Origin of the sequence: Acinetobacter gandensis, assembly GCF_001678755.1 — a bacterium.
GTDB lineage: Bacteria > Pseudomonadota > Gammaproteobacteria > Pseudomonadales > Moraxellaceae > Acinetobacter > Acinetobacter gandensis.
Genome location: NZ_LZDS01000017.1, coordinates 1 through 8,643, shown reverse-complemented (window position 1 = coordinate 8,643; position 8,643 = coordinate 1). Strand labels below are relative to the sequence as shown.

Sequence of the window (8,643 nt, the reverse complement as noted above, 5' to 3'; positions counted from 1 at the left end):
CAGCTCCCACAGCTCCAACAGCCCCGACAGCTCCGASASCTSCTACAGCTGCGACAGCTCCGMCASCTCCGACWGCTCCGACTGCTCCGACRGCTCCGACAGCTCCGACAGCTCCGACAGCTCCGACAGCTCCGACAGCTCCGACAGCTCCGACAGCTCCGACAGCTCCGACAGCTCCGACAGCTCCGACAGCTCCGACAGCTCCGACAGCTCCGACAGCTCCGACAGCTCCGACAGCTCCGACAGCTCCGACAGCTCCAGCCACTCAGCAAGTCGTGAAACAGGGCATCACAGATTATTTATCTCAGCCACTTTGATAAAAAAAAGACGCTTTTAAGCGTCTTTTTTATGTATCAACTATAGATAATTATTATTTCTGAAATTGATTCAGTGCTTTACGAGCTAATGCTGGATCGTCAGTAAATACACCATCTACACCTGCTTTGTAAAAGTTTTCAAACTCTTTTAGCGCGCCGCTATCACAGCGTTCGGTTGCTATTTGATTACACTTGAGATAATCAGGCAAAAAGCCATTTTCAGGACGCAAAGTATAAGGATGAACCTTTAGTCCAGCGGCATGGGCATCTTTGACAAAGTTGGTTTGTTTAAACTCGTTATTTGAAAAGATATAGGTTTTACTTGGGCCAATACCATCTGCATAACTTGCAACATCTTTTAGACCTTGAGGCGTGGCTAGGCTGGCATAGTTAGCAGGTGTAGCTTGATCTTGTAAATCGCCTGGAATTGCATTTGGACTATCCAGTAGCTGAATAATTTTGGCGTGTTTTAAACTTTTCTTTCGTGCTAACTGCTCATGGAAATATTTCAAATTGGTGGTTTCAAACGATTGTAAATAAACAGGCGCAATTTCACGGGTGTATTTATACTTCGCTAAGGCGCTAAGCAGTCGATCTTCCATGGCTAAGTTTTGCTTTTGAAAGAATGTCGGGTGTTTGGTTTCAATATACAGCCCGACAATTTTCCCAGTCTTTTTATAATGGGCATCTGCGAGTTCAATAATTTGTTCTAAAGTTGGAATGCTGGATTGATCATTATAAGTGGTGTTAGTGGGACGGTATTGCGGAATCCGTTCACGGGCTTTTACATTTTGGTTGAGTTCATTCAGAGTAAAGTCTTCAGTAAACCAACCGGTATAATCTAGACCATCAATTTTCTTGGTTTTTTTACGGTCTGCAAATTGTGTTAAGGAGCTGACATTGGTTGTGCCGCTAATTTCACTTTCGTGACGAGCGATAAGATAGCCATCTTTCGTCGGAACTAGATCAGGTTCAATAAAATCCGCACCATCATCAATGGCTTTTTGATAAGACGCTAAAGTATGTTCAGGTCTTAAAGCACTTGCGCCACGATGCCCGACAATTACAAAACCAGTATCTGGTAATACTGGCGGTTTGCTCACTTGAGTTTTGTTATCGTCAGAATTACACGCAGTTAAACCGAATGTACTCAGTAGAATGAAGCTAGAGAACAGCACTGTTGAGTTTTTTTTAGCACGATGGTCTATGCCTTGTTTTGTGTGTTCTTTCCGTAAAGTTTGTCGTTTTGAAAGTTTGGTTGTTAATTGTTTTAGCATGAAAGCCTCTGCGTGTTGTTATTTAAAATGAAGACGCAGGGGATACAGTGCAGACAGATAAAGAACAAATGATGACAGACCGCTAAATGTCACATAATTTAACTAAAATAAATGTGGAAAATACGTCTCCATATTTTCTACATATTCATCAGAATGATGGGTTTTTATGTAGTATGGGCTTGTATTCATCTTGATGGTGATTGATTATCAATAAGATTTTAAAAAATCATCAAATCACCATTTTAAATCTCGCAATCTAAAAGTGACATGGACTGATGCTGTCTAAGTTTTTTATTCAACGCCCCATTTTTGCTGGTGTTCTCGCAATTATCGTCATGGCAGTCGGATTATTTGCCGTGCTGAATTTACCCGTAGAGCGCTATCCTGATATTGCACCACCTAGAATAACGGTGAGTGCGAGTTATAGTGGCGCGTCTGCTGAAACGGTAGAAGAAAGTGTTACACAAGTCCTAGAGCAACAAATAAAAGGCATTGATAACTTACTGTACTTTAGTTCGAGCAGTGATTCCTCTGGGCGTAGTCGAATCAGTATCAGTTTTGAAAATGGTACAGATCCTGATACAGCACAAGTTCAAGTCCAAAACTCGATTAATGGTGTGATTAATCGACTGCCGGAAGATGTACAGCGCCAAGGTGTGAATGTCTTTAAATCATTGGGTGATACCCACATGGTGATTGGTATCTATGATGAAACGTCGAAAAGTTCCAATATTGAGCTTGGCGACTATATGATGACGCATCTTGAGCAAGATATTGCGCGGATTGAAGGGATTGGTGAAGTTGATGTATTTGGCTCACAGTTTGCGATGCGTATTTGGCTCAACCCATTAAAATTAAAACAATATAGTCTCATGCCAAGCGATATTCGTAGCGCAATTGAAGCACAAAATACCCAAGTTGCAGCAGGCGCTGTTGGTGATTTACCTGTCAAAGCAGATCAATATTTAAATGCCAAAGTCACCTCAGGTTCACGTTTAAAGTCAGTCGAAGAATTTGAAAATATTATTGTGAAATCTAGCCGTGATGGCAGTTTTGTTTACCTCAAAGATATTGCTCGTGTTGAAATGGGCGCTGAAAATTATCAGGGGATTAATACAATTAATGGCTATCCCTCTTCAGGGATGGGTATTTCTTTGGCTTCAGGTGCTAATGCTTTAGCAACATCGGCATTAATTAAGCAAGAAATTGAGCAACTCTCGAAACAACTGCCTGAGGGCTATAAAATTGTTTATCCACGAGATAATACGCCTTTCGTACAAGAGTCTATTAAAGAAGTCGTAAAGACGCTGTTTGAAGCGGTGTTACTCGTGGTTTTAGTCATGTTTATTTTCTTACAAAACTGGCGAGCAACTTTAATTCCAGCGATAACCGTTCCTGTAGTGATCTTAGGTACATTGGCGATACTCTACGTTTTGGGTATGACCATTAATACCTTAACCTTGTTTGCTTTGGTTTTGGCGATTGGCTTATTGGTCGACGATGCGATTGTTGTTGTAGAAAATGTCGAACGTTTAATGCATGAACAGCATTTAACTGCCAAACAAGCTGCTATCGAGTCGATGCAAGAAATTAGTGGTGCATTAATTGGGATCACACTGGTTTTAACTGCGGTGTTTATTCCAATGGCTTTCTTTGGTGGTTCGACAGGCGTTATTTATCGTCAGTTTTCTATTACCTTAGTGGCAGCCATGGGGCTGTCGCTCATGGTGGCATTGATATTAACACCTGCTTTGTGTGCTTTAATTTTAAAACCCAATCCACAGCCAGCGCGTTGGGCCGTTTGGTTTAATACTTCATTAGAGCGTTTAAAACTGAAATATCTGACCATTGCTCAGGCCACAGTAAAAAATCGACTCATTACTTTGGTATTGTTTGCTGGCTTGGTGGTGATTTTCGCACTGTTTTATCGTGCTTTGCCGACCAGCTTTATTCCAAGTGAAGACCAAGGTATCCTGAGTGTGCAACTGAAGCTGCAAGAAGGTGCACCGATGGCCAAAAGCCAGCAAGTTGGTGAACAGATTCGACAGTATTTTTTGACTGAAGAAAAACACAATGTTGATTTAGTGATGCTGCGGTATGGTCGGAACTTCTCGGGGACAGGGCAAAATTTAGGACAAGGTTTTATTGCGTTGAAACCATGGGATGAGCGAAGTGGTAAAGAAAATTCTGCACAAGCCATTCGTGAGCGAGCTTTAAAGCATTTCAGAACCTTTAATAATGCACAAATTAATATCAACATGCCACCGTCAGTCAATGGACTTGGGCAAACGGATGGTATCGATTTTTGGATACGTGATATTAATGGCGAAGGTCGAGCTTATTTGGAAGAACAATTTAAAACTTTACAAGATAAAGCCAGCCAATTTACCAGTTTTGAAAACTTAGATAAACGTTCTAATCCAGACAAAGCAGAGTTGAAGGTCAATATTGACCAAAAGCAAGCGATGGCGTTGGGGCTAAGTCAATCTGCCATTAATAGTACTTTAGGGAGTGCTTGGGGTGGCAGCTATATTAATGACTTTATTGATCGTGGCCGCATCAAGCGCGTCATGATGCAGGGCGATGCCGAATTTCGCTCAAAGCCTGAAGATCTTGCTGCATGGCATGTTCGAAATGATCAAAATGAAATGATTCCGTTTAGTAATTTCTCGACCATTGCATGGAGTGGTGGTCCAGAAGTGGTTAACCGTTTCATGGGCTATACTGCGCTGCAAATGGAAGCAGATACTGCAAAAAATGTCAGCAGTGGTCAAGCCATGCAAGATGTCAAAAAACTTGTGCAACAAGTACCTGGAGTGGATGTGGCCTGGAGTGGTTTATCCTTTGAAGAGCAAAAGTCTAGTAACCAAGCAATTTGGCTGTATTTGGTCTCAATTGGATTTATTTTTCTATGTCTAGCTGCATTGTATGAAAGTTGGAGTATCCCGACGGCAGTTATGAGTGCAATTCCATTGGGTATTGGTGGCAATATTATCTTTAGTTATATTGCCGGATTTCCAAATGACATTTATTTCCAAATCGCTTTACTTACCACTATTGGCTTGTCATGTAAAAATGCGATTTTGATTGTGGAATTTGCCTCTGTGGCGCAGCAGCAGGGAAAACAAGTGGTGCAAGCTGCTTTAGAAGGTGCGAGTTTACGGCTTAGACCAATTTTAATGACTTCATTGGCATTTGGCGCAGGTATATTACCATTGGTCTTCGCTTTTGGTGCAGGCGCAGCAAGCCGTCAGGAAATTGGCGTGAGTGTGCTGGGGGGCGTGATCTTCGGCACGGTACTGGTCCTGATCTTTACTCCATTTATGTATGTATTGATACGTACTCTATTTAAGCCCAAGTCCGTTAAAAGAAACATAAGTGATTAAATTGTTTAGGTTTCGTTGTAAAGGTTGAGAAATGTAACAGTTTTTCGTAGTATTGCTGCGCCGTATAAGCGGTTTGATGAGGATTAAATCCCTAAATGGACAGGCACAGTTGTCAGATACACCAAATTTCAAACATTTATATTTACCAACATTATTATGTGGGTTCATTCGGCAAATAAAATAAGAGCCGTTGCGGCCCTATTACATAGGTTGGGTAATAGGGGGCGAGCATGAGCTACAACAACTTTTTATATCTTTTAAATGATGCATTAAGCAAGCAAGATATTGCATTGGCATTAGACTCTGTTAAAACGTTTAAAGCCGCAGATTTGGCTGATATTTTGGCACAATTACCTTTAGAGAATAGTCAAAAGCTGCTACTGCATCTTCCTGCACGCGCCTATGTATTTTCATATTTCAAACCCGAAGAACAAGTAAAATTTGCACACGGTTTAACGCGAACAGACTTGGCTGAAATTATGGGCGAAATGCCTTCAGACAAGCGTGTCGATTTATTTAAATGTTTAGATCACGAGCAGCAAAATACTTTATTGCCTGCATTGGCACAGGCCGAGCGTGAAGATATTCGGCAGCTCTCTTCTTATGTAGAAGGTACGGCAGGGGCCATCATGAGCTCCGAATATGCCACCTTAAAACCGAATATGTCGGTAAAAGATGCCATTAAAATGTTGCGTTATGAGGCACCCGATTCGGAAACCATTTATTTGGCCTATGTACTTGATGAAGCAAGAAAGCTGCTGGGTGTTTTATCGCTCAAACAATTAATACTTGCCGAAGAACAAAGCAATATTAGTGATTTAATGGCGACCGATATTATTTTTGCATATTTTGACAGCGATCAGAATGAAGTAGCCAAAACCATTGCTCGTTATGACTTACTGGCATTACCCATTATAGATCATGCCGGTGTGATGGTGGGTATTGTGACACATGATGATGCAATGGATGTGGCCAGAGAAGAGGCAACAGAAGATTTTTTAAAATCTGGTGCTGTCGATGCATCATCTAAATTGAGTCTTAAATCTGCCCCGATATTGCAACTCTATCAAAAACGGGTGTATTGGCTGGTATTTCTTGTTTTTGGCAGTTTGTTATCCGGGATTGGCATTGCACATTTTGAAGACATTATTGCCGCAAATATTGTATTGGTTTTCTTTTTGCCCTTATTGGTTGGCAGTGGTGGAAATGCAGGTTCTCAGTCTGCAACATTGATGGTGCGAGCACTGGCCACAGGCGATGTGCAGTTTAAAGATTGGTTGTATCTGCTTGGGCGTGAAAGTTTAGTCGCGCTATGTTTAGGTGGCACCATGGCGTTTGCAGTCTCTATTTTAGGTTATTACCGTGGCGATCTTATGGTTTCACTGGTGTTGGCTTTGAGTATGATGGGCATTGTGCTGATGGGCTGTTTAATTGGAATGAGCCTACCTTTCATCCTGAATCGTTTGAAGCTAGACCCTGCAAGTGCATCTGCACCGTTAGTAACTTCCATTTGTGATGCAACAGGCGTGGTGGTGTATTTATTTATTGCTTCACAGCTTCTACTTTAAATTATCGGGCTTCTGTTGCCTTAAATAAATCCTTTAAGCACTTTAAATTCATCTTAGATTAGCATTTATAAAATCATAACAGACCTGAGTAAAAAACTGCTTTATTCTCAAGTAGATTGCATTTACCCAACGATACGTTTTCTATGCCAGAACCTGCATCTTCAAAAAAACTTAGCCAGCAAGAGGTGATTCGCTTAGAGCGCGATTTAGCCAAGTTTGCCAATATGATGGATTCTGTGGTGCGTATTCCATTTACCAAGCAGGGCGTCGGGGCTGATGCTGCTCTGAGTACAATTCCTGTTGCAGGTGATATTGCAGGATTTGTCCTCACTTGTTATGCGATTTATAAAGCAAAGCAGATTGGTGTACCGCAAGCGAAACTCAATGGCGTAATGAAATTAGCGGTCATGGACGCAGTTGTCGGTTTTATTCCAGTAGCAGGAACAATTTTTGATGTTTTTATACGTCCGAGTCGTAAAGCCTTAGATGTTGTACATACACATATTCGAGAAGAATACCAAATTCAATCTGATACTCATGTTGTTCATCCATTTTTACATGAAAACCTAGAGCGGAAGCAGCAACAATCTGCATTTTGGCGTAATCCAGTTGTGGCCTGGATTTGGATTCATATACCCGATATTTTAGGCCTGCTATTTTTAGCTATTTTTGCATTTGCGATTTGGATGGGAGGCAGTCTGCTGTTGCAATGGCTACAAGTACAGGGCATTGTTTAAAAAAGCTGTACTGATAAAGCCTATTCAGGGTGATGTTTAAAAATAAAAAAAAGCCTCCATGTGGAGGCTTTTATTGCTGTTTGAACTTTTAGTTGCTTATGGGCAATCTAATTGTTGTAATGCAGCTACACGTTGCTCAATCGTTGGGTGAGTCTGGAATAAGGCAGCTAAGCTGAAACCTTGTTCTTGACCCGCAGAAATCGCAAACGCTTTCATTTCTTTAGGCATTTGATCTGGCATTTCAGATTCTGCTTGTAAACGTAATAAAGCAGAAATCATCGCTTGTTTACCAGCTAGACGCGCACCAGCTTCGTCGGCGCGGTATTCACGGTAGCGAGAGAACCACATTACAATGGCAGACGCGGCGATACCAAAGACAATATCTAGTACAATCGTAATCACAAAATATGCGATACCCGGTGCTTCACCTTCTTCACGACCAAAAACATTGCGGTCAATGAAATCACCTGCAACACGTGCGAAGAACATAACAAAGGCGTTGACTACACCTTGTACCAGCGCCAAAGTCACCATGTCGCCATTAGCAACGTGACCAATTTCGTGGGCAAGAACTGCACGTAGTTCATCTTTGTTCATACGTTCAAGCAAACCTGTAGACACAGCTACAAGCGCATCGTTTTTATTCCAGCCTGTTGCAAAGGCATTTGACTGATACGAAGGGAAAATACCTACTTCTGGCATTTTAATACCAGAACGTTGAGCAAGTTGCGCAACTTCGTTTAATAACCATGCTTCTGCTTGGTTACGTGGTGCATTAGGGTCAATCAGCTCTGTACCAGTGGTTTTTTTCGCCATCCATTTCGACATGAATAGTGAGATCATTGAACCCACCATACCGAACACAAAACAGATTACTAGCAAGTTGCCTAAGTTTAGGCCACCAGCACCATGGTAACTACCGACACCGAAGAGTGACAAGATTATGCCAGCTACAACCAGTACCGCGAGGTTGGTTAGCAAGAACAAACCAATCCGCATCATTGGGGAAATCCTCTTATTATAAAAAAATAATCTGATTTACAAATTAAAAAATCATTAAAGCCAATATGAGGTGAAAGTCCTAAAATTTCAAGGAAAAATTAGGGGCTGTTGACATTTACTGTGCAAAAAAAATAGCGAGAAAGTAGAATTTAATCGCCAAACCAAATCTACTCCTCGCTATGCCTCGTACAATGTTGACTGATCAACACTGGTCTAAGTTAGAAAACATTTTCCGTAATTTTCGTATTTATCTCAAACAAAATCTTCGAAATTTTATTGAAGCTATTCTTTATAGAATCCGTACAGGCTGCCCATGGCGGGATTTACCTGCTAGCTTTGGAAAACCAAATTCTATA

6 protein-coding genes and 1 pseudogene are annotated in these 8,643 nt (G+C 41.4%); 5 read left to right on the top strand and 2 right to left on the bottom strand.

Annotated features, from left to right (window positions below; genetic code table 11):
* Positions 1-317, top strand: a pseudogene (locus A9J31_RS15835) (hypothetical protein); the annotation flags it as partial.
* A gap of 53 nt (positions 318-370) precedes the next feature.
* On the opposite strand, the gene A9J31_RS06915 reads toward A9J31_RS15835, so the two are convergent.
* The gene (locus A9J31_RS06915) at positions 371-1,495 is read right to left on the bottom strand and encodes a glycerophosphodiester phosphodiesterase (protein ID WP_067763370.1); all 1,125 of its coding nucleotides are present in this window, start codon (positions 1,493-1,495) and stop codon (positions 371-373) included.
* A 374-nt stretch (positions 1,496-1,869) separates the two neighbouring features.
* Here A9J31_RS06915 and A9J31_RS06910 point away from each other — a divergent pair, with 374 nt between their 5' ends.
* The 3 genes from A9J31_RS06910 to A9J31_RS06900 all read left to right on the top strand — a co-directional run bounded on the left by A9J31_RS06910 (position 1,870) and on the right by A9J31_RS06900 (position 7,285).
* Positions 1,870-4,980 carry a multidrug efflux RND transporter permease subunit gene (locus A9J31_RS06910; protein WP_067763368.1) on the top strand — a complete coding sequence of 1,037 codons (3,111 nt, stop codon included), beginning with the start codon at positions 1,870-1,872 and terminating at the stop codon, positions 4,978-4,980.
* A 230-nt stretch (positions 4,981-5,210) separates the two neighbouring features.
* Positions 5,211-6,548: a magnesium transporter gene (mgtE, locus tag A9J31_RS06905; RefSeq protein WP_067763366.1), complete on the top strand. Its 1,338-nt coding sequence runs from the start codon at positions 5,211-5,213 to the stop codon at positions 6,546-6,548.
* Positions 6,549-6,691: 143 nt separating this feature from the next.
* On the top strand, positions 6,692-7,285 hold the full coding sequence (locus tag A9J31_RS06900; protein WP_067763364.1) for a DUF4112 domain-containing protein: 594 nt from the start codon (positions 6,692-6,694) through the stop codon (positions 7,283-7,285).
* A 96-nt stretch (positions 7,286-7,381) separates the two neighbouring features.
* Here the strand turns inward: A9J31_RS06900 and htpX are convergent, their stop codons facing one another.
* On the bottom strand, positions 7,382-8,287 hold the full coding sequence (gene htpX, locus A9J31_RS06895) for a protease HtpX (protein ID WP_067763362.1): 906 nt from the start codon (positions 8,285-8,287) through the stop codon (positions 7,382-7,384).
* 179 nt (positions 8,288-8,466) lie between these two features.
* On the opposite strand from htpX, the gene A9J31_RS15375 reads away from it, so the two are divergent.
* On the top strand, positions 8,467-8,643 hold a 177-nt coding region (locus A9J31_RS15375), incomplete at its 3' end, for a transposase (RefSeq protein ID WP_155857603.1).